General features: G+C 35.9%; 21 protein-coding genes and 3 pseudogenes. 6 read left to right on the top strand and 18 right to left on the bottom strand.

What is annotated here, in order from left to right; genetic code table 11:
- Nucleotides 1-61: 61 nt before the first annotated feature.
- On the bottom strand, nt 62-481 hold the full coding sequence (locus tag B1B04_RS08770; protein WP_079561073.1) for a GNAT family N-acetyltransferase: 420 nt from the start codon (nt 479-481) through the stop codon (nt 62-64).
- A gap of 81 nt (nt 482-562) precedes the next feature.
- Nucleotides 563-1,045, bottom strand: a complete 483-nt coding sequence (locus tag B1B04_RS08765) for a GNAT family N-acetyltransferase (RefSeq protein WP_079561072.1) — start codon at nt 1,043-1,045, stop codon at nt 563-565.
- A gap of 207 nt (nt 1,046-1,252) precedes the next feature.
- On the opposite strand from B1B04_RS08765, the gene B1B04_RS08760 reads away from it, so the two are divergent.
- Together B1B04_RS08760 and B1B04_RS08755 are read left to right on the top strand one after the other, a co-directional pair.
- A complete protein-coding gene (locus B1B04_RS08760; RefSeq protein ID WP_079561071.1) occupies nt 1,253-1,840 on the top strand; it encodes a hypothetical protein in 588 nt (195 codons plus the stop codon).
- Nucleotides 1,841-2,148: 308 nt separating this feature from the next.
- A complete protein-coding gene (locus tag B1B04_RS08755) occupies nt 2,149-2,703 on the top strand; it encodes a GNAT family N-acetyltransferase (protein WP_079561070.1) in 555 nt (184 codons plus the stop codon).
- Between the two features lie 1,116 nt (nt 2,704-3,819).
- On the opposite strand, the gene B1B04_RS08745 is transcribed toward B1B04_RS08755, so the two are convergent.
- Both B1B04_RS08745 and B1B04_RS08740 read right to left on the bottom strand, forming a co-directional pair.
- Entirely contained in the window at nt 3,820-4,374 is a 555-nt protein-coding gene (locus B1B04_RS08745; protein WP_079561068.1) for a histidine phosphatase family protein, read from the bottom strand.
- A gap of 11 nt (nt 4,375-4,385) precedes the next feature.
- Nucleotides 4,386-5,012 (bottom strand): hypothetical protein, encoded by a 627-nt coding sequence (locus tag B1B04_RS08740; protein WP_079561067.1) that lies wholly within the window; start codon nt 5,010-5,012, stop codon nt 4,386-4,388.
- A 524-nt stretch (nt 5,013-5,536) separates the two neighbouring features.
- On the opposite strand from B1B04_RS08740, the gene B1B04_RS08735 reads away from it, so the two are divergent.
- The gene (locus B1B04_RS08735; RefSeq protein ID WP_079561066.1) at nt 5,537-5,713 is read left to right on the top strand and encodes an aspartyl-phosphate phosphatase Spo0E family protein; all 177 of its coding nucleotides are present in this window, start codon (nt 5,537-5,539) and stop codon (nt 5,711-5,713) included.
- Nucleotides 5,714-5,847: 134 nt separating this feature from the next.
- Entirely contained in the window at nt 5,848-6,312 is a 465-nt protein-coding gene (locus B1B04_RS08730; protein WP_079561065.1) for a hypothetical protein, read from the top strand.
- 179 nt (nt 6,313-6,491) lie between these two features.
- On the opposite strand, the pseudogene thrS reads toward B1B04_RS08730, so the two are convergent.
- From thrS to B1B04_RS08680, 10 genes and pseudogenes are all read right to left on the bottom strand, one after another.
- Nucleotides 6,492-8,413: pseudogene (thrS, locus tag B1B04_RS08725) on the bottom strand (threonine--tRNA ligase).
- Between the two features lie 608 nt (nt 8,414-9,021).
- Nucleotides 9,022-9,387: a hypothetical protein gene (locus B1B04_RS08720; RefSeq protein ID WP_079561064.1), complete on the bottom strand. Its 366-nt coding sequence runs from the start codon at nt 9,385-9,387 to the stop codon at nt 9,022-9,024.
- A gap of 85 nt (nt 9,388-9,472) precedes the next feature.
- Nucleotides 9,473-10,261 carry a lipid II flippase Amj family protein gene (locus tag B1B04_RS08715; RefSeq protein WP_079561166.1) on the bottom strand — a complete coding sequence of 263 codons (789 nt, stop codon included), beginning with the start codon at nt 10,259-10,261 and terminating at the stop codon, nt 9,473-9,475.
- 223 nt (nt 10,262-10,484) lie between these two features.
- Entirely contained in the window at nt 10,485-10,994 is a 510-nt protein-coding gene (locus tag B1B04_RS08710; RefSeq protein ID WP_079561063.1) for a hypothetical protein, read from the bottom strand.
- A gap of 198 nt (nt 10,995-11,192) precedes the next feature.
- Nucleotides 11,193-11,657, bottom strand: coding sequence for a hypothetical protein (locus B1B04_RS08705; RefSeq protein ID WP_079561165.1), 465 nt, complete (start codon nt 11,655-11,657; stop codon nt 11,193-11,195).
- Nucleotides 11,658-11,788: 131 nt separating this feature from the next.
- Nucleotides 11,789-11,944, bottom strand: a pseudogene (locus B1B04_RS26110) (GNAT family N-acetyltransferase); the annotation flags it as partial.
- Nucleotides 11,945-12,102: 158 nt separating this feature from the next.
- A complete protein-coding gene (locus tag B1B04_RS08695) occupies nt 12,103-12,462 on the bottom strand; it encodes a GNAT family N-acetyltransferase (RefSeq protein WP_079561062.1) in 360 nt (119 codons plus the stop codon).
- A gap of 11 nt (nt 12,463-12,473) precedes the next feature.
- Complete coding sequence (locus B1B04_RS08690) at nt 12,474-12,821, bottom strand: DUF3147 family protein (protein ID WP_079561061.1); 348 nt, start codon at nt 12,819-12,821, stop codon at nt 12,474-12,476.
- On the bottom strand, nt 12,821-13,219 hold the full coding sequence (locus tag B1B04_RS08685) for a MarR family winged helix-turn-helix transcriptional regulator (RefSeq protein WP_079561060.1): 399 nt from the start codon (nt 13,217-13,219) through the stop codon (nt 12,821-12,823). The genes B1B04_RS08690 and B1B04_RS08685 overlap by 1 nt, the downstream gene beginning before the upstream one ends.
- 277 nt (nt 13,220-13,496) lie before the next feature.
- Nucleotides 13,497-14,129, bottom strand: coding sequence for a class I SAM-dependent methyltransferase (locus B1B04_RS08680; RefSeq protein ID WP_170938936.1), 633 nt, complete (start codon nt 14,127-14,129; stop codon nt 13,497-13,499).
- A gap of 549 nt (nt 14,130-14,678) precedes the next feature.
- Here B1B04_RS08680 and B1B04_RS08675 point away from each other — a divergent pair.
- On the top strand, nt 14,679-15,332 hold the full coding sequence (locus B1B04_RS08675; RefSeq protein WP_079561058.1) for a FusB/FusC family EF-G-binding protein: 654 nt from the start codon (nt 14,679-14,681) through the stop codon (nt 15,330-15,332).
- A 295-nt stretch (nt 15,333-15,627) separates the two neighbouring features.
- Here B1B04_RS08675 and B1B04_RS08670 read toward each other — a convergent pair whose 3' ends face one another.
- Nucleotides 15,628-17,709, bottom strand: a complete 2,082-nt coding sequence (locus B1B04_RS08670; protein WP_079561057.1) for a serine hydrolase domain-containing protein — start codon at nt 17,707-17,709, stop codon at nt 15,628-15,630.
- Nucleotides 17,710-18,225: 516 nt separating this feature from the next.
- Nucleotides 18,226-18,798 carry an NPCBM/NEW2 domain-containing protein gene (locus B1B04_RS08665; RefSeq protein WP_079561056.1) on the bottom strand — a complete coding sequence of 191 codons (573 nt, stop codon included), beginning with the start codon at nt 18,796-18,798 and terminating at the stop codon, nt 18,226-18,228.
- A gap of 659 nt (nt 18,799-19,457) precedes the next feature.
- Here B1B04_RS08665 and B1B04_RS08660 point away from each other — a divergent pair.
- Nucleotides 19,458-19,724 (top strand): translation initiation factor 2, encoded by a 267-nt coding sequence (locus tag B1B04_RS08660; RefSeq protein ID WP_240518248.1) that lies wholly within the window; start codon nt 19,458-19,460, stop codon nt 19,722-19,724.
- Between the two features lie 461 nt (nt 19,725-20,185).
- On the opposite strand, the pseudogene B1B04_RS08650 reads toward B1B04_RS08660, so the two are convergent.
- Both B1B04_RS08650 and B1B04_RS08645 read right to left on the bottom strand, forming a co-directional pair.
- A pseudogene (locus B1B04_RS08650) lies at nt 20,186-20,839 on the bottom strand (PD-(D/E)XK nuclease-like domain-containing protein); the annotation flags it as partial.
- Between the two features lie 468 nt (nt 20,840-21,307).
- On the bottom strand, nt 21,308-22,135 hold the full coding sequence (locus B1B04_RS08645; protein WP_079561053.1) for a M23 family metallopeptidase: 828 nt from the start codon (nt 22,133-22,135) through the stop codon (nt 21,308-21,310).
- Nucleotides 22,136-22,264 lie beyond the last annotated feature (129 nt).

Here is a 22,264-nt window from a genome sequence, read left to right as displayed (position 1 = left end):
AATAACTTTTCATAGTTGCAACTCTCGCAGCAGAAACCTTACCGCGAGACATGCCTTACTCCTATTTATATTTCACATAAATAATTTCCGGATCACCTTCATCTAAGTTTTCAATACACCCACTTTTTATAAAGCCTGCCGTTTCAAATACCTTATGCATACTAGTATTGGATTGGTTAGTAGAAGAAAAGATTTTTGGAGTTGCTGCCATTTCTACATAAAAAGCTAGTAACGCTGTGGCAATGCCCATTCTTCTCTCAGATGGCTTCACAATAACTAATGAGATGAAGCAGTTTCCAAAGAAGTCATTCGTAAAAATAAGAAAACCACCAATCCCTTTTTCAGTTTGTTGAATGATACAACATTTTTCGTTAATGGCTGTACGCAAATATTCGCTTCTTGAATAATCTCCAATTACTTCTTGATCAATCGCACATATTTCATCGAGATGCTCCATACGTGCTTCCAGCAATTGCGTCATTTTGTTCACCTCATTATTTATATGCGAGAAGACTTTTGTGCAAAATTAAGTTGGTTCATCAATGTTTTTCTAATCAAGCATTCAACTGTTAATTTTACTTATGTAATAACTCATCACTTTAATCTTAGCCCTAAACCCTTTTGCCAACTTTCCTTCATCGACAAATCCGCATTTTTTATAAAGTGACTGTGCGGCAGTATTCGGTAGATTAACCCCTAACACAAGCTCATTAATAGTTGGAAAATGCTCCAAAACAAAGTCTGGCAAAAGCTGTAATGCCGCTTTCGCATAGCCCTTCCCCTGTTCATAAAAGTCTGTTGAAAAGGCGCGGATTAAAATAGCCTGTTCATTAGAGCTATATGGCGTAACGCCCTCTTTTTCATGTAACACAAAGAATGTCACAAGCTTATCTTCATCTAAAACAAGAACGGCATGGCGATTTTTGTCCTGCTTTACTAGTTCAATACTCTCTTTCGGAGACATCGTATAGCGAAGCTGCTCCTCTGTGATCGTATATCGTTTAATTAAGTGATCATCTTTATTTTCATAAAATTTCAATCTCATCAAAGCTCCCCTTTTTTCTTGAGTCGTCGTTCCACCTTGGCGTAATTGTAACTGTCACATTGCTTTCGCTACACAAAACATTCGCCACTGACGAATCCAAAGCACACATTTTGTATCGTTTATTTCTGTTGTAATATATTGAAAAAAACAGAAAATATAATGTATTCTAACATATTTTAGAATATTACATTAGAGAAGGTATTCATATTGAAACTATTAGAAGGAGCTCAAAAACGAAAAGAAACGGCCATGCTCATTTTAGAAGAATTGAAGCTGCTAAATAAATGGAATACTATTGGGCAAGCTTTTGTGGTCGGCGCTACAGCATATGATTTACTAGTGGATCACGATATTGATATCGAAATATTTTGTACTCACCCTAATGCAGCAGAAGCTATGGCGATATTAGCTGATTTAACTAGCAATAAGAAAGTTTTAGAATTAAAGTATCGTAATTACTTGAAAACACCATTTAATGGTATCTATTTTAAAATACAATATGAGCAAATGCCATCAGAAATTTGGAATATTGATATGTGGCTGTTTTCAGAAACACGAGATGGCCCTCTATCAAGAGATTTAGTATCGTTAATGAACGATGCCTTAACAAATGAAAGTCAAAATATTATTTTAACTATTAAAGAAGAACTTCTTAAGAAATCCCTAGTACTTCCTTCAATTTATGTATATGAAGCAGTGTTAGACTATGATATTCAATGCACAGAGGAATTTCTTAATTGGATAGAGCAACAAGATGTAGACATTCAGACAAATTGGCGTCCTTCAAAAAAATAAATAAAATCAAGCGTTTCCTTAACATTTTTATGTGGCTCATCACCATATGGAGTTGTCATAAGCAGCAATTAGCAAAGCGGGCATCAACAAATACCATTCTTCCAGTCACAGATAACCTTTTATTTCCCTATTCAACAGACTTGAACAAAAAATATTTCCACTAATCACCAAAAATGCTACTATTAAGTTATCTATATATAAGGAGTTGAGTGAATGAGTGCGAAAAGTGCAGTAGATGTTTTGTTAAACAACAAATAATCCAAGGGTTGTAAACTCTAACTGCAGCTCTTGAACAAGGGAGAAAACAAATGGAAAACTATTTTAAAGAATTTCTTAAAGGGCAAGCTATTACATTACAGCAAATGACTTCCTCCGACCTAGAAGCATTTGTAAAGATTGACAGTGAACTGAAGACGTTGTTACTGGCTAATGACGACATTCCCTTTCCAAATACCTTTGAGGATCATTCTTCATTCTTTCAAAGTATTAGTGGAAAAAAAGAAGAATTTTTCTTCGGTATATTCGAAAAGTCGTCAAATGAGCTTATCGGTTCCTGTGCTGTCTATGGAATCAACTGGAAGAACAGTACTTGCTCTGTAGGCATTTCAATTGGCGAACAATGGCATGGTAAAGGCCTTGGAACGGATGCAATGAAAACTCTTATTCACTTTATTTTTAATTATATTTCCATTAATAAAATCAAGCTTCAGGTTTTCAGCTTTAATAAAGGAGCTATTCGTTCTTATGAAAAGTGTGGCTTTACAAAAGAAGGGATTTTACGAAATGAACTTTTCCGTTTCGGACAATTTCATGATGTAGTTTTATTTGGCCTTTTACGAGAAGAATGGAATCAAATAAAATAAAATAAGCTTTTTTCCTCCGTGTGGAAATATTTCAGCATTCTCGATATACCCACGAGCTACAATTTTTCATCGATTAATTCTAGCTCGTGGGTAAAAACGTATGATCATCAGCAATTGAGTGATGATCATACGTTTTATTCACTATGGTTGTTCGTTGCATGAAAAGCTTCTCAACATCAAAGACAAAGTATTCTTCCATTTCCTTCTTTAAAAAGTGTTGTCTATACGTTCAATTTCCCTACAAAAGACGTTCCCCCCCATCGCCTTCCTGAGTTGCCATCTGCTCTAATTATGCCAAGACGAAAAAGATAGCCCAATAGTAATCATTTCCATTTCATAACTTAGAATATGATATAACCCCCAAAATAGAAATGAACACTTTTTTACATGAAAAATGCTGAATAAGACTGAACACATTTTTTATAAAGTGTTCAAAGTTATCTGATGGTTATATATGTTTTAAAAAAATAAAAGGAAGTGACTTTTATGACTTGGCAATATGGTTCTTTTCCTAATGATATAGGCCCATGTCAACAAGAAGGGTCCAGAACTTGTGTTGGTGATATGTATTTTGTATGTAGAAATGGTCATTGGAGACCTACCTACCAATATTGTCAGAGTGATAATACACCGACATGGCTACCATATGGTTATGGTTCACACCTATCGCCAAAATTTGGTTCTTTTGAAGATATGGGGCCATGTCAACAAGAGGGGTCCAGAACTTGTTTTGGTGATATGTATTTTGTATGTAGAAATGGTCATTGGAGACCTACCCATCAATACTGTCAGAGTGATAATACACCAACATGGCCACAATATCGTTATAGTCCACAGCTATCGCCACAATATCGTTCTATTGAAGATATGGGACCATGTCAACAAGAAGGGACCACAACTTGTATTGGTGATATGAGGTATTATTGTAGAAATGGTCGTTGGAAACCTACCTACCAATATTGTCAGAGTGATATGTATCCCTATGACTAAATGTTTATCCTATAAGTCAACAACAGACATTTCATTCATAGCCTCAATGATTTCCTCGGTTTCGTCAGGCAGATACTTCTTCTCGATAAAATGAACCAAGGGGCCGCCAGTAGACAGCCCCTTCTCTTATTCTTCCCAAACTCTTTGAACATTACTTAACACGAAATGCTGAAATGTAAGTTGATAAACATCAGGCATTGAAAGTCCATTCCAAAAAGAGTAATCATATTGTGCATCAAAATATTGCATCATTAAAACCATTATATTGCCGTGTGTACCAATCACTATATTGTCATTTGGGTGTGCAAGGATAATTTTTCGCAACGTAGTAATAGCTCGTTCCTTGGCAGCTTCATTTGATTCTCCACCTTCGAATGCGAAATTCGGATGACTCCATACTTGTTGCATGGCAGTGTTAAAATCAATACTTTTTCCATTAGATAGGATTCTTTCTTTCAAAGAATCTATCGTATTTATTTCTAACTTATGCCCTTGTGCTATGCCTTCCACCGTCTGAATAGCTCTTTTATATGGACTTGAATATATAGCATGGATTATTTTATTGGTAAATAATCTAGTAACACGATCCCGATCCTCCAATCCTTTATCAGAAAGCGGGCGATTGTACTCATCAGTAGAATATTGCGAATGCACGTGTCTTATAAAGTATATTACGGTCATAATCGTTTCCTCTATTTCCCTTCAGATTTTGCCTTCTTTTCTTTCACATAATGATATATATCTACCTTCCATATATCATCCTCTTTTAGTAAAGAAAATATCTTTCGATAGTGAGAGCTTCCGAAAATTATATCCAATTGTACAACTGCTATACTTTCTGTGCTAGTTTCTTTATCCAATGAAATACTATCGTAATATCTGTACATTAAATAATTCTGTATATCCTCATCAAATAAATAATCTATATACTCTGCTATAAAGGTTTCTTTATCTGGAAGTTCATTGTTGTTGTAGGTAATTGCATATAATTTATCGAACTTATTTTCAAATATTAAATTCATCATAATTAACACCATTTCCTCTGGTGTAAAAGTCTTTAAACTATTCATATTCCCATTGCTTAAAAATTGTTCATATAAAGCTCTTTTTTCCTCTGGCAATTCTTCTAAATATGTAAAATCATAGTCTCTATCAATAATAGGAAGTTTCTCTTGAGTTTCTTCTTCATGTTGAACGGAACGGCTAGTAACTACGGTTGATTTTGGAAACTCTCCTGTTTTTGTTTTCACTTCTGAACATGCGATTAATATTAAACAAGAAACGATCATAACACTTAATAATAGCGACCTTACATTCAATATCGTATCCCCCCCTATTTTCAATAGATTTAAAACTCACATTTCCACCGTTCAATATATTTCGAAAATTCTCAACATTTTCAACCAAAGTATAATCCCTTCAATTACAAACAACAAAGAAGTTTATTTGATAAATTGTGACAAGATATGAAACCTATAAAATTTCAAGTCTATGATACAAAATATTTTTATAGTAAAAAAGATACAAATCTATTAAACATCACCCTGTCCCTTTTCTAAAATCTAGCCAAAAAAAAACCCTAATATTTTAGTGTGAAGGGTAATAAAATATATAAATAATACAATAAAAGTAATTTAAGTAGTTCAAAATATTCATCATTAGTTTTCTTAATTTACTACCCAATATAAGAATAAAAAAATTTTTCTATGACTAAATTACGAATTTCTCAACCTATACACAATGTGACATATTTTTCATTTCAGGTGAGATACAATGAAAAAGTTGAATCGAGGTCAATGTATTTCAAGAATATATGGAGAAAAAATAATAGGGGGAAAAGATTTTGGTTAATTATTTAACGCATAAACAATTCTTGAAGATGGAGATTGAAATTAAAAGAAAAATTATGTATAGAAAGGCTATGGCTTTAGGTTTCACCCATCCAAGTGTGGTAGATTGTAGCCAAGAATTAGATGTCCTACTAAATAAATATTCAAAAGCGATCAATAAAGCCAGCTAAAACTATTTTCGAAAAGTCGTCTAGTTTTACCCTGTATTAGTTTTTGGTTATAAAACCTATTGCTGTTGAAAGATACGTATAAATAACATAGAAATGGGCTATCTTCTATATGACAGGAAAAAGGAGGCCAAATAATGCAGGTATTTATTTTATCACTGGTCGCTTCTAGCTTTTTACTACAGCAACCTCAAGATTCAGTAGAAAACACAACACCGGTTCTTTGCATACCTTCTAGAACTACATCTTATAAATACCCAAATAATCAATATCAAGCATTTCGTACTGAGAATGATTTTTATTATAAATTAAATAGGACAATCTATGAGGAATATAACAATGCTACCTTGAACATTCGTCAAAGAATAGCCTTTAAGGACGTATCGAAGGCTGAGGAAACATTTAATCTAAAAACAAATTTTATACGTAAAAAAACAGACCTCTCTCAACATACTTTTATTCATCCCAATCGACAAGTATATTTTTTAGCATCCTTCAAGCACTTGGATCAGGAGACTTATCATAAATACCTGGTCATTGACGCTGAGACACAAACTATCCTTTTAGGAAATAGTTATTATCAAAGTAATACCATTAAATAATTGTATTTCGTTTGTTGTTTAATTTATTGTATGCTTGAAAATTGATTAATAGTAGCAAATTCAAAGAAAAAATTAACATTTTTAAGCAAATTCCGAAATTACCATTTATTCCATCGCTGTTATAGCTCGACTCTTGGGAGTGACTTCCCCTTGAGTCGAGCTAAATTGTTTTATAGGGTTCACTTAATAGTTAAAGCTTTTTGCTGTATTTCTTGCTTAATTTCCTCAATAAATTGCTGCAATGTTTTTTCAATTAATGCTTGCTCGCCATATTTACGAACAGTGACATGTTGAGTATCCATTTCTTGATCACCAAGTACTACAATATAAGGTATTTTTTTCATTTGTGCTTCTCGAATTTTTTTACCCAGCTTTTCTTGTCGATCGTCAATGCTAACACGGATTTGTTCATTTTTTAAAGCATCAACAACTTGCTGTACATATGCTCGATGCTTATCTGCCACCCCAATAACTTTTACTTGTTGAGATGCAAGCCACGTTGGGAACGCCCCTCCAAAATGCTCAATCAAAATGCCTAAGAAGCGATCAATTGAACCGAATACCGCTCGATGAATAACGACAGGTCTTACTTTTTCATTCTGTTCATTGACATATGTTAAGTCGAACTTCTCAGGTAGTTGGAAATCGAGCTGCACCGTTGCACATTGATGACTGCGATGAATAGCATCTTTAATATGAATATCAATTTTTGGTCCATAAAACGCTCCGTCACCTTCATTTATTGTAAAAGGAAAGCCTAGATTCGTTAGTACGTTTTCTAACGCCGCTTCGGCTCGATTCCAAAGTTCAAGTTCACCCATAAAATCAGCGGGACGTGTTGATAATTCAATATCGTATTGGAAGCCAAAAACCTGGTAAACCTCATCAATAATCTTTAGTGCAAGCGCAATTTCATCTTCAATTTGCTGTGGCGTAACAAAAATATGTGCATCATCCTGGCAAAAAGTACGAACCCGTAAAAGACCATTTAATGCGCCACTAAATTCATGTCGATGAACTTGACCAAATTCAGCCATACGAATCGGTAAATCTCTATATGAATGGAAATCATTTTTAAAAATCAGCATATGTCCAGGGCAATTCATAGGTTTTAATGCAAAGCTTTGGTCGTCTACATGAGTAAAGTACATATTTTCTTTATAGTGATCCCAATGCCCTGACTGCTCCCATAAACGCTGGTTCATCATCGATGGTGTCCGTACTTCTTGGTAATCAAATTTTGCTTGTAAATGACGTAAATAAGACTCTAATTCGTTACGAATAATTTGACCATTTGCTAAATAAAACGGCATCCCTGGTGCTTCCTCTGAAAACATAAATAACTCTAGTTCTTTTCCTAGCTTTCGGTGATTGCGCTTCTCCGCCTCTTCTAGGAAAACAAAATGTTCCTCAAGCTCTTTTTTTGAGGCAAACGCTACACCGTATATACGCTGAAGCATTTGATTATTGCTATCCCCTCGCCAGTAAGCACCTGACACATTCATTAATTTAAAGTGTTGTAATTTTCCTGTGGAAGGCACATGAGGTCCACGACAAAGATCATAAAAATCTCCTTGCTCATAAACCGTCACCACTTCATGCTCAGGAATATCCTGTAATAACTCTAGCTTCAGCGCGTCATGAGCAAATAGTTGTTGCGCTTCTGCTCTTGTTACTTCTTTGCGCTGTATTTGTCTATTTTCTTGAACAATTTGCTGCATCATTTTTTCAATTTGTTGTAAATCACTAGGCGCAAAGGAATGCGCAATGTCGATATCATAGTAAAACCCATTTTCTATAACTGGTCCGACCCAAATTGAGCATCAGGGTATAAACGCTTAATTGCTTGCGCTAATAAATGGGCTGTTGAATGACGAATCACCTGAATTCCTTCTTTTGTGCTAGCATCGTACAGGGAAATTTGTGAATCCTCCACTATCGGGCGCGTCAAATCAATGATGGTTCCGTTCACACTCCCTACGATTGCCTTTTTACGTAAAGCGGGACTAATCGCTTGTGCAATGTCGGTTAATGTAACACCTTTTGAAAATACTTGTTGTTTACCATCTGGAAATTGAATGTTAATAACTTGATTTGACATGTTCTCTACTCCTTTATTATAAATTATGCCTCGGCATAATTGCGTCTGGAATCGGCTTTGTGCTTGCACAAAGCCGATTCCGTGACATCCGCCGGAGGCTTTAACTTCTTTCAGTTGATGTTTGGACAGACTCTGAAAAGTGACTTAAAACCGCACTCCTCTTTAACCTATCAAGGCGGTAGTCCTCTACTGAAAGAAGTTACAAATAAAAAAAACACATGCTCGCGCCCCATAAAGGGACGAGCATGTGTTGATTACCCGTGGTTCCACCCAAATTCCCACTAGATGCTCTAGTGGCTCATTGTTATGCAGTAACGTTGCAAGTACGGTGCAAGTTTCCAAGCACTGCTCAAAGGTAGTAAGTTTTCCAGCTGCATTAGGAAGCTTTCAGCCCATGCCTCCCTCTCTGTAAATCGCTTATGAAAATTCGTGTCCTTCTCATCGCCAATTTCATTGCTTTGTGAAATTGTTTCTTACTATAACGAATGTTTCATTACTTGTCAATATTTGAAAATTTTTCAAAGAACAATTTCGACTCTAACTCGACTTGCACATTCTAGCAAAGATATGTATCAAAATCTTACTGATCACTTCGACCATATAATCCCTTATACTAAGGTTCTTATTTCTAAAGTCTCTTTGTAAGACTGCCACTGAATATGAATCATTGGGGCAGCATCCTTTTTAAAAATTTTCGTACTTTCTTTTTTCGTTAAGATAAACTGTTTATTGGTATTTACTCGAACGTCATCGAAAGTTATTGATTGTTTTGAACCTTCTATCGTTATTTGTAAATCACCTAAGTCTTTCTCTTCCCCTAAATAGAAAATTCGTAATCCCTCTTCTGTATTACTATGATATACAGCCTTCCAGTGCTCGCTTTTCGCTATATAATGTGCCTCCTCTTGTTGATTCGTACTACAAGCAACTAACACAAACATCATCATCAAAATCAGAAAACATAATTTTTTCATTAAATATCAATTTTCCTTTCTAGAAAGTTAACTACTTCAAACTATCCTTCGAAAACTGTTACTCGGCTTCCCGTGTAAACCCTCCTTACGTCATATATTGTGTAAACCAGGCAATATATTTTGCCCCTGGAATAAACAAAAGCTGTGCTAAACATGTGCCTAGTAGCCTTGAAGCCATCATCATCACAGACGCTTGTTTCAGACTTAAATAGCTACCTCTTTGATTAATAACATCGTCTGCAAGAACGGAAATTTTAGGGTCAATAAATATAATTAGTAACATCGTTGCTACCCCATTAATAAGTCCTGATGCCATTACAGCAGTTGTCGCTCTTTCTGGAACTAATAAAGAGGCGTAAAGTGCAGACAGGACACCAATTGTATAGATGGCCGTTATCACGATATTGACGATAAATAATTTAAGAGGGATATCACGCCAGTTAATCCCCTTTAAGTATGAAAAGCTTGGCAAATGGATATGTTTTATTCCACGTTTAAAATACTCTATACTAAAACCTTTTTTGAATAATGCTGGAATGGAACCTTTTTCCTCAGATAAATGAATAATGGCTCTTGAAAATATCGCTATAAAAGTCGGCAATAGTAGAATGCCTACTAAAGTACCTATTGAAGCGGCCCCAATAAGCACTCGGAATTGCTGCTCCACAAACGCTAATGTGTTTTCTTTCGGTGCTGTATCAGCCAAACTTCCAGTAAAAGGCTGCTGCATCATATTTGCCAATCTTGAAACCATAACCATCACATTGAACAAGGATAGTGCAGAGGCTAGTAATTTTACACGTGCACCTGATAATCGAACTGCATACGCAAGTGTTTCTATCGAATGAATGATGAGAATAAATAAAGCAATCATGATCAATTTATTTGTTAAAATATCCAAAGTCTTGTACCTTCTTTTCGATTATTGATTTGACATCGTTTGATCCAAGGTTGCACTCATATCGTAATGAATACAACCGAGACATTCCTTCCCTTAAATATTCTACGAAATTCACCTTAATAGGTTCCGTTATTTCCTACCAAATAGAAAAGCTATTCATCAGGCTTTTCCCCCTAACGAATAGCTTATTCTGTATTTATTGATTTACTGCAAAGTCATTATTCCAGCTAGTTGAATCCGATAGCTGATAGGTCACCAAATTAGCAGTAACAGCAAGAATCACACCAGCTCTAGATTTATCAGTAGAAATTGGATCCTCTAATACTAACACAACATATCCCTCCCCTCGTCCCAGATGATCAATATCATTTGTAGCGTTTATTTCGAAGGTTGTATAGGTTGTCTCATTTACAGCACGGAGTAATCGTTGCTCCTGATAGACCCCGTTTTCCTTTAAATTATAGCAAACAGGCATCCATCCTTGTGACCAATCAATACTGCCTATTATTTCTTTTTTACGTTGTGCTAGTTTGCCAATTGAAAATGTAAAATATATTTTCATAATAGCTTGACCTATTTCATTTACCCCTTCACATACAGCTGTTACTTCTAACTTAATATCCTCCTTCGAGTGCTTCTGAATAACCACTAAAGTCACAGTGAAAATACAGATAACAAGTACTACACTAACGATTATCAATCCCATTTAGTCCCTCCCGATATCGCCATAGCTATTACTATTAGATTACCATGTTTTAGGAGTAACAGTATTTTTTCATCAAACAATCTTATGAAATGACATAGGCATAAAGGATAAGACAAATAACGAGTAGATACAGACTTAGCCATTGGTGAAGACAAAAAAATCAGTGGGTAAGAAAACCCCACTGATGATAGTTTCACTTCACTTTTTCGCTTGTAACTCGGCTGTTAAAGTAAATGGTATTTTTAAATACTTGTACTTAATCGTTATTTTTTTTATAGTAGGCGCTTCAACCTTTACTGCATAATGCTGAGGCTGCTTTCCAATGGCCTGGCGATCTATGTATTGACTAGGAAAAATGGATATTTGCCTTAATTTATGATAGGTAATATTCGGATTACCAACCAACTTCGTCTCCGCTTCAAACGGTTCAGACTTACTCACGACAAGCTCGGCACTTTCAGGCATTTTATCATTGACGAGTATTTGTTGAAGCTCTATCTCATGCAGTCCTTTATTTTCTATTTCTACGATTCTTATAGTTGAATCATCTACTGGATTCGTATAGCTGTTCATGACGAGTGGTGGATTGCTCTTTAAATAAATGATGAAGGCAGCTCCCACTACTAGAACACTAAATAATAAAACAAATAGTAATTTTTTCATGTCATTCCTCACTTTCTTTCTACCTATCAAGTATAGCGAGAAATCATAGGTGATGAAACCTTGAATAGTAAATGAGGATTTTCTTCTTCTCCACCTAACTTCTTTAAACCAACTAAAAACAACCTGACTCATTATAAGCCAGATTGCTTTGCTAATCGTATTTCATCACGTATTGGAATCCCATCATTGCCGATTAAAGGGATTTCAGGTTTATATGCTCTTGCTTGTTCGACCGCGTTTTGTATGATTTCGTCTAAGTGATAGCCTCTTTTTTGATAAAATTTTAACTTCTTTCAGCAGAAGTCTCCCACCTCTATAGGGGTGAGATGAATGAGGATTTAAGTTACTTTTCATCAGGTGTCCAAACATCCGCTGGAAGAAGTTAAAGCCTCCGGCGGATGTCACAAAATCGGAAAGGAGTTCTTTGCGCAAGCACAAAGCCGATTCAGGACGCAATTATGCCGAGGCATAATTGATCGGTGTGCAAATTATCATTTGTCGTTATAAGAGTAATTATCGTACAGCCTTGTCCGAAAGCAATTTCTTCAACCGCATGTACTAACAATGAACCTATCCCTCTTCCTTCTTCAATACTATCAAGGGAAATAATTTCACATTCTTCCTCACGAATGATATACGTTACAAGACCCAAAATCGTATTTTGTTCATCTACATAGACGAACCCCTCTAATTTACTACAGTCATAAACCCCACTGGAAATAACCATTTCTGTACTTCCCCAATGCTCTTTAAAAAATTGCAAAACATCAATTTGGGGTAATTGTTGAATAGGAATTATTGTCATTTATCATTCTCCTAAATAGAAAAATTAAACATACTAGCTATGGCTTTTTGAACACCTAGAAATACTGCCCACGAAATGACACCAAGTCCAATGGCAAAAACGATATGGATCGATGATTTCATAGCCATATAAATAACAAATAGCATCACCATTGTTGCTGGTAATCCAACGATTACACCAACCGTAAATCGCTGAATATGCTCACTCGATTCACTTTGCACAGTAAGCCAAATGATGCTTAAAATACTGACAAGTGGCAGTGCTGCGATAATGCCACCATAGCTAGGAAATCTTCTAGCAATCTCCGTCACAATACCAATAACGGCTGCCGAGCATAAAATTTTTACAAATGTGTACATTATTTAGCCACCTCGCTTAATAAACGAAATGCCTGTAAGATTAATTGTTGCTCTTCTTCCGTAAGCTGGTTTAGTGCATGTTGCAGTTTCTTATCATTTAATTCTGTGTTTTTCTTTAAAACAAGAAGCCCTTCAGTTGTTAAATGAATATGTACTTTACGCTGATCATCACTGTCCCGCTCCTTTTTTATCCAACCATTACGCTCCAGCTTTTTGATATGCTCAGACGCGGTATTATGAGAAATATTCAATAACTCTGCAATATCACGCACTGTTACTTCAGCTTCCTTTTGAATCATCTGTAAAATACGCACGCTCTGATGCGAAATTGAATCTTCATGTGTTGAATGTAGATGGTAATAAATCGATGTAAAATAGTTATTTATATCTTTAATCATCAAACTTGCTCCTTTATTATATCGTCATAAACGATTATATCGTAATGGACGATATATCAAAAGAGAATTACTCCTATATTTAAAAAGTTGTAATTTTCACACTCTTCAACACGCGAATAGTTTGGTAGCCATTTAAAGGCAATTCAACATAAGGAAGTTTTCCACATACTAAATAAATGGGCTGTCTATTGGCAGCCCATTTACTAGTTTTATCGAGAGTTTAAAATTAAAGAATCTTCACAAATAAACCCTTCTGAAATTATTCTATCGCATCTACCTACGCAAAATTTGAAAGAACAAAAACCCCACCACAATGCGAGATCGGGTAAAATTCTAATTGGCATACTCCTTTTAATAAGGATCTCATTTCCCCATGGACAAAGTAGATTTCATCATCATCCCAATAGCCAATACTTTCTTCACGGCATTTTTCAAGGTCCGCTCTTGTATTAAACGCAATATCGCCAATAAAAATTTTGCCTTCAGGTGTTAGATGTTGCAATAATTCTATAATGTATTGCACCTTCATTTCATCGGTAAAATGATGCAACGCATAGGTGCTAATAATAGCTTCATATTTTTGATGAAGAAGTGCTGTTGGCAGCCCTTTTGACAAATCCCACTCCATTAAGTTTGCATCAGGCATTTTTTCTTTGGCAATTTCGATCATTTTTGAAGAAAAATCGAATCCATTGATCATATGCCCATTGTCATATAGCTTTGCCGTTAACACCCCTGTGCCAAATCCAATGTCTAATACAGTGGACTTTGGACTGTGCATGACCTCATTAAAAATCGTATTTAATACTTCTTTATATCCTGCAAATGGATATTGGTTGCTTTCTTCACTTAGCTGAACCGTTTTATCGTAACCATCAGCCCATAAATTAAATCCTTGTTGACTTAGCATAATAGTCCTCCTAGAGTTTCAATAGCTTAAGAATTCGGAGGGTCTATTAGCACTAAACATCCCATGTTAGTTACTAACAATCCCTCTCCATACATATAAATTTTCATGACCTATAACCTGTTTCATAAAAACTCCCCCTTTCAAATTCAAGTTCATCACCTTATCGTGTAGGGTGTTTTCCGTTCCGACTGGGCACTTTTTGTAGGCGTCCAATCTCCACTCCAATCAAACTATACACACGACATGCTTCTTTCAAAATGTCATCCACAACTATTAGCAATGAACAAATATTAAACTATTATACCATTTTTTATCATTTGAATAAATTAAATTTTCTAACTTTATATAATTCCTAAAAAATGTTATAATTAGGGTAGCTTCTTTTCAAGGAGGAATCGAAATGGACGCATTCTTTTGTAATGCTTGCTCTAGACCAAACACTTTACAGGTCAAAGAGGTCTAGAAAAGTTAACGCAAATAACATAAATTGAAGGATCTCTTTAGGCCAGTAACCTTTATTAAAAGCCTACTATTTAGGAGTGAATTCAGATGGAAAAACAAACAATTCAGCCGTTCTTAACGGTAGCAAACTATCATTTACTAGAGCAACAAATGAATAAAATTATACAAACACTTGCAACGACAAAGGATAAGAACGTTATCTTAGCCGTTCATGGTATTGTTGAAAGCGAAATTACAGCAAAATTAGCGCTATCCACTGCGGAAACTCAGCTAATTGAACAGCTTTTTAATGTGACAGATCGCGCTCATGGCGAAGCGTATTTAGAGCAATTAAAACCGTACGTTATCCCATTCAAAGCAGTCACTGCAAGCACACTAAAGAGCCTATTTAAAAAGGAAAAAAAGCTCAAGCTACCGAAGCTTGAAGAAATGGACTTTCAGCAGATTTGTTATTTAGCTTGGGATGATCCCGGTACACATCGAAAATATGTCCTACTAGAACAAAATGAACAGCTAAAAGCGATTAAAGGAACTTTCTCTAACAATACAATTAAAGGAATATGTGCACTATGTAACCGCCATTCTGATGTTGGCCTATTTACAACGTCTGTAAAAGGGCAAGTCGTTGGAACGTTCACGAATTATAGTAATTACATTTGCGCAGATAGCCAAACATGCAATCGACATGTAACGGATATAGAAAAAACAAATGCCTTTTTCGAGCGTATTACTCAAAAATAAAAATAAGCCTTCTCCGTTATGGAGAAGGCTTTTTGTTGGTCTTTATTACAATCGAAGCGGATTGTGATTTACTTTTATTATCATCGAGGCAATAATAACAAAGCCAAACATTAAAACAATGATTAAATCGAGTAAGGATGTATACACCACACTATAGACTTATTATCTTTTCCATATTTCATTGCAAATGATAAGAAAGCTTCCATGTGAGCACGGGTTAATGCATTTTGTGTTTTAAATTTTTCATCAGAATATCCATTTGCGATAACAGCTCTTACATTACTTTGAATTGGAGCTAGTTCAACGTGATTGCAATTTCCGAGTTCGGCGCGCCAGCAAATACAACCGTTCCATTCTTCGGCAGTTTTACTTTGTTATTGCCGCTCACAACGGTAAAGTTGACATTTACTCCCTTCTCATCATACACTGCGAACGAACTCTTCTCTGGCAACGTCACGGTCATCGTTTTCCCTGCTACCGCTCGTGGGATCGTAAACCATTTCGCATGCCCATTTGCTTGTAGCGTAACTTTGGATGATTGGCTTGCATCAAGCTGTTTCACGTTTGTTCCACTTACGTATAACAATCCGGACATCTCCATATATTCATTACCGCCTTCTGTATAGAAACGAGATTCCGTTGTATCACGACCTGTCATCACGGGAATCTGGAGCTGATGTGCAGCCGTGTTTGGGCCTGTAATTTTTCTGCCGTCCCAATAGCCCTCTAGACCTTCACTGCGATTAATTTGTGTTGTAAGCATCATTGGTAAGAGATATTGAGCAGAACTATATTTCTCGTTTACGAGATAGAACTTAACGCCTTCCCGCTTCGCCCATGCGGCAGTGGTTTCCTTCGATAGCACATTGTCTTCTAGTTTTTCGGCTAAATATTGAGTAGCCGCTGCTTGCCCTAAACCTGGCAACGATATAAATGTGCTCTCCCTCAAATATGTTCGTCTATTCTTCTCTGTGACGAAGTTGAGCTTGGAGGTACCTGTCTCATTAATAAAGCTTCCATCTGCAGTATATACATATTTTTCTTCTGGATTAGATGGTAAGATCAGTTCTCCATTCTTCGTAATTTCTATTTTAAAATGGCTGAAACTATTGCCGTAAAAACCCGCTTTCTTTGCTATGTCTTGAGGCATTTTGGCCTTGGCCGGCTTGCCAAAGGATTTGTTCGGCTTGATATCCTTAATTGTACCCTTCTCTGTAAGGGCTGCGAGCAGTAATTCAGTCGCCATCATTTGATTTGTAGAGCTGCTACCGCCGGATGACAACACAGCCACTGCCATCTTCTGTTCAGGAAGGACGACCAGTGAAGCATGTTGCAGTCCCGTGTCACCGTTTTTAGCCAATCCCTTTAACCCATATTCACTGAATGGATATAGTTTCACACTATCCCAGCCAAGACCATAGTTGATAATATTATCTCCATCCCCCGGCCACATTCCTTTTTTATATTCCTCTTGCTCCATCGCCCTGACTGCCTTATCGGAGAGGATCCCTTTTCCATGTCCCATAAATAATTGTGAGAATCGAACCATATCTTCTGCTGTGGAAGAGATCCCTCCCGTACCAATCACATTCACCAATTCAGTAGGAAGCTGCCCTTGGTACGTTGGAAAATAAAGTCCAGCCCGCTTATCGTTTTCCCATTCGTCCTGCGGCGTTTTCGTATGATTTAACTTTAAGGGTTCTGTAAACCGTTGATGTATAAATTCGGTAAAGCTCATACCGCTGACTTTTTCCACCATAATCTCAGCCAGCGTAAAGCCGTCGTTGCAGTATACCGAGAACGCGCCAGGGTCCGCCTTCAAGCTCTGGTTGGACAATTGTCGCAACAAATTATCATGGGCATAGGTATCATTATCTTTAAATAAAAAATTATTGCTATACTCAGTACCTTGCAAGCCAGAGGAGTGGTTCAACAGCATACGTGGCGTAATACGTTTGTAACGCTCGTCTTTCATCTGGAAATCAGGAACATAGTGGACGACAGGAGTATCCAAATCGACTTTTCCTTCGTCGACCAATTTCATTACAGCCGCCGCTGCATACATTTTACTGACTGAACCAATCCCGTATTGGGTATCTTTGGTCAGCGGCTGTTTCCCTTTCATATCGTTCTTACCTGTCTGACCCGACAAAATAATTTGGCCATTATCAATTAACGCATACTGCACACTAGTCGTCTCATAGGACTTCGTGAGTAGAGCAGCCTTCTCTGCCGCAATCTTTTTCAGTGCTTGGCTAGCAACTTCTTGGCTAACTACAACCGTAGTCTGACTGCTAGAAAACGCCATCGCTCCTGTTGGTAGGCTCATCGTTAACGCTAATGTAGCAGCTAACACCCCAGATAATTTATTTTTCATAATAGAATTGCCTCCTTAGATAAGTAATTGATTTCAAGATAAACACTTCCTAAAACCAAGAAATATTTTCTATAAATAGAATATCAAGGTTTTATTTTGCTCGTAAATACAGTAATAGACTGAAACCATATCAGGCTTAAGACTTATGCTTGATCATGACTAAGTAAATGAAAAAGACCAGCTTGGCTAAATTAGCTTTGCTGGTCATCCTCTATTATGTAGCCCTACAATATTTGTGACTTGTGCTAATTTAGCTGTTTTCATTTCACTTGTTACAGCATCACTAAAATATTCATCCGCATTAACCACTTCAATACCTCAATATTTTTCTTTGCAAGTTAGCGTTTTTATTATAGAAATCATTTCTTAGACTATACGTTAAAAATTGTTATTCACTAAGCTTCCCCATCCATTTAATTCCCTCAAATTGTTCAGCAAAACTAAAAACCAGAACGGAGAAATCCATTCTGGTTAAAGTCTAACTTTTGAGGTTCATACATCTTAAGTGATTTTTATTTATTTAAACAATTTTGCATCTGCCCAGTCGGCATGATCATTGTCAATATTATCATTAGCATTAAAAGCAACTAACTCAAGTGTATTTTTCCCTGCAATATCTACTTCTACATGTTCAGCTGGTTCGTTTGATTTTTTAACCGGACTTATATACAAAATTTTGCCATCAGCAATTATCACAAAATTCACAGAACCATGACCCGGCGCTACTTGATCATCAATTCCTACATCAACTGTAAATTTAGTATACTGTCCATTCAAATTATACTTAATTGAACTATTTGAATGCGAGCCAATCCCTTTTTCATATTTCACACCTTTAATAGATAACTGTGTTTTATAAAACGATTGGTTTTTATTATAAGAAAAATAATCAGGTGTCATTTGCTCTATATCTCCTGTAACTGAAGTTGGAGTTAACTCATCACTTAAATACACAGATACAGGTGCAGCTAAAGTAGTTGTATTTCCGCCTACAAAAAATGTACAAATAGTAAGCATTAAAACCACCGCTAAACTTAATACATTAAATCGAAAACCTTTTGGATTAATAACGCGCTTTGTGTTTTTCATATCACTAGCCCCTTTCGATTTTGAAGTACACTCATATCTTTACACACGCAACCAAAATTTTCAAGAAATTTTTCAAATTGTAAATTTTGTTAAAAATTAGAATAAAACAAAAAGACATTAATAATTGGTAGTGTAGCCTCGATACCATACTGTGCCGTTTTTGCCCCAACAAACATTTCCGCTCGCATTTCTTTGATGGCGTTAACCATCTAGTGGTAGTCTGTAATCATTGAATCTAAAGCATCTGGTGGTTAGTGCTCTTTCTTTTAACATAGGTTTGCCCTCCTACGGTTGTGGTATAATAATGTTGTTAAGCACCGTCAAAGGGCATAAACCAATTCGAGCTGTAGCGTCTGATCACGCTGCGGCTTTTTTGTGCATTAATCTACAAAATCAAAACCATCGTATAGCTGTTCCCAAGCCCATTGTTATAACTCTCAGCGACAGCCTCTTGGAGTTCTCCGACTGTTAGATTTTTATCAATTCCTAATTGCTCAAGGGTAAATGCCTCTTTTACTTAAGCACCTTGTAAATTCATTCAGACTAAAAAAGTAACTTCCATTTCCTCCTTTTGTTATCGAACATTTTGGTTTAAACACGAATTATAAAATAGGATACAGAATAAGATATAGAACTGATTAGTTTAGGGAGGTTAACATTTGAGTAAACACAAAGATACTTTTAATATTAATGACTTTTTATCGAATGGCGAAAATGATGCTGCTAAGCTTGCTGTAATTGGTGGACTAATTACTACATTAGGTGACGGTTTATCTACTATTGCAGCAATGATGGCTTTGGAGGAAGCTCAATCCCAACAATCAAATACCAACAATCATAGCTACTTAAATAAAATAGATGAATTAGAAAAGCAAGTTCAATATTTAACAAAGGAACTACATAAACTTAAATACTCAAGAAAATGAACCTCTTTCCCTATTACACAAAATTTATCAGACACAATCTTCATATTTTTCATTAGTTTGCTGTAACGACCTCGTTATGGTTTTTTCTTATATTGTTCAGTGAAAAATTCCGAATATTCGGATGGTTAACATAACCATGGTCTTTCGTTAAATAAATTCCTATACTAGTAACATCTTATATACTGAGGTGGATAATATTGAATATATTCAAAACATCGGAAACATCAAAAACAAAGAAAACTGCTTTATCAAATGGCTGGACTCTAACAAAAAGTTGTGTAGACATATCTGTATTTAGCCATTCGCCCTCGCCTCTCCTTATATTCGAATTTTTACCATAGATTTATTAACAATCAGGTTAGGAAATAAAAAATAATTTCCCGGGTAAGCGCAGGAAATGACAAGTAAACCCTTAAGAAAAACTTTGTGGGTTACATTATTCATCCATTTTCACCACCTAATCAAATTTCGAATGTACCTTCTAACTTCTTTGTGGACCCGCAATATCCGCACCTATCACATCTATGTGGCTTTTTACGACCTTGTTTCGCTGCTATAATGTTTGCTAGCATCGTTTGAACATATTCCTTTTCAAAGTCGAAACGCCCTGAATTCAAGTGTAAAACTGATTTATCTGGCGGCGATTCTTTAGTTACTGCCACAATCTATAGATCATAGTAGCGACCTGTATTTTGATAGATGATCTCTCGATACACCCACATCTGCAGCACGTAATCGAAGGCTTGTACAAATGAAACCAAAGTATTATATTTCTCGCTCCAGTGGCGTTTCCTAAGCTCTTGAGTACTCTTTAAATCACTGAAAAATCCACGTTCATGATTGATGTTGTCTACTTTGATTTTCCACCCTACACCAAATAATTCGCCTGTATAGATAACCTCTTTTTCACCTTGCAAAGCGAACATACAAATCTCGTCATTTTTAATGGTATCAATCATGTCGTCAGCTTTTTCGTAGTCCTTATACTTGTTGCCACGATTGTTATAAATGGTGTGGTGATTTAGCTCTTTAAATTCAGTGAATGCCTCATTACTTTCAAATGCAGCGTGTAAATATGAGCCGACCATTAAAGCTGTAGAGGGAGGACGAGAAAACTCGCCCCTTACCTCTACAAACGCTAAAAAACACTCGTATTTTAAACGAGTGTTTCGTGACTTTTATGACAACCATTTCGGCGGTGTGTTTTTCTCCCAGAGTTCAAATGATTTTATATTATGTATTTCCCTATAAATAGATTGCTATAGTATCAACGTTCAATAGTGTACCACACTTTTTGATTTTAATATTATTGTATATTTTCATATACTCTTTTGGGGTACATCTGGGGTACCAAATATTTTGTTCATCCAGCGTTAAAATATAAATAATAAAATAGAAGAAGGCCACACATTTTTTTCAAGTGAGTGGCTTTATATCGATATTCATTTTCTAACGTAGTTATACTTAAATGATATATTCATTTATCCTTCTTTTAAACTCAAAAAAGACTAGCATGGCATAATTGCTTTGCTAGTCTTTTATCTTATTAAACATACTAGGTATATTTAAAATATTTTTTAATTCTAGTTTTTAGTTACTAATACTTGGTCTGCTTTTACCCATTCTGTGCCCAAATTGTACCAACCGTCTTTAGCTGCATGTACTTTATAAGTTCCTGGTGCTAATTGACGTTTAATTGCTCCGTTAGGGGTGCTATACGTATTGATGGTAGATGTAACAGTTGCATGGTGATTAGCAATAGTACCATAAGCATTGTGAACATAACCAGATCCTACATTGTAGAATAAAGTACCATCAGCTGCATATTCTCTTTGACCATACACTTTGTATTTTCCACCAGCTTCAAGTTGACCGATAATTTCATATCCAACATTTTTGAACACATTTGCTTTCTGAGTAATTGTAATCGTTGCCCAAGTTCCATCATAAGTATGGTAGTTAGCTGTTGGCTTGTCCCCTTTTAAATAAGGCATAGGGTCTACTGCCTCAGATTGAGACACTCGTGCTTTTTCATATATTTCAAAGTGTACGTGTTGACCAGTGGAACTCCCACTGTTCCCCATAACACCAATTTTAGCACCTTGACTTACAGTTTGACCTGCTGAGACGCTAATAGATTGTAAGTGAGCATAAAGAGTATCATATGTTTCCCCATTAATAGTGTGTCGAACAATTACATAGTTTCCATAACCACCATTACATGTATTACCGATAGAGCCATTATTAGAACAACCACCAACGGCTTTGTTAATCACACCCTCAGCGGAAGCGTGTACGGGTACATTGGAGCTACTATTTGCAATGTCAACTCCATAATGCATTGAACCACTTCTCATGCCATAAAGGCTTGTATAAATACCTTCAGCTGGTTTTATAAATACCTGTTTCATCAAACATTCTCCTTTTGAACTTTCTATATTTTAGTAGTATTAGATTGAATAATAAATTGATATTTTTTAAGTAATAACCAAAAATATATACTAAAAATAATACCGAGTTAATAGAATAAGCCCATTACC

The sequence above is a fragment of the Lysinibacillus sp. KCTC 33748 genome (assembly GCF_002237755.1).
Lineage (GTDB): Bacteria > Bacillota > Bacilli > Bacillales_A > Planococcaceae > Lysinibacillus.
Note: the sequence above shows the minus strand (reverse complement) of the source record. Positions and strands in the feature narration are given on the sequence as shown.